We start from the raw sequence: 259 nt of genomic DNA on the forward strand, positions 1-259 counted from the left end.
TTGGGGTGAAGTCGTAACAAGGTAGCCGTAGGAGAACCTGCGGCTGGATCACCTCCTTTCTAAGGAGTCGACATAGTAGGATAACTACTGTGAAAGCTTGGTTACTCGAAAACTTGTCTCTGTTTAATTTTGAGAGATCAATTTATTAAAATATTGAATTCTCAGTAATATGACATATGGGGGTATAGCTCAGTTGGGAGAGCATCTGCCTTGCACGCAGAGGGTCAAGAGTTCGAATCTCTTTATCTCCACCATTTGT

Annotated in this window: 1 tRNA gene and 1 rRNA gene; both read left to right on the forward strand. The window is 42.1% G+C overall.

Features of this window, described 5'->3' with window-relative positions:
* Nucleotides 1-59: ribosomal RNA gene (locus RH99_RS18145) — 16S ribosomal RNA — on the forward strand; the annotation flags it as partial.
* A gap of 119 nt (nucleotides 60-178) precedes the next feature.
* Nucleotides 179-254 (forward strand) — tRNA-Ala (locus tag RH99_RS18150).
* Nucleotides 255-259 lie beyond the last annotated feature (5 nt).

This window comes from Clostridium arbusti SL206 (genome assembly GCF_000246895.1).
GTDB lineage: Bacteria > Bacillota > Clostridia > Clostridiales > Clostridiaceae > Clostridium_I > Clostridium_I arbusti.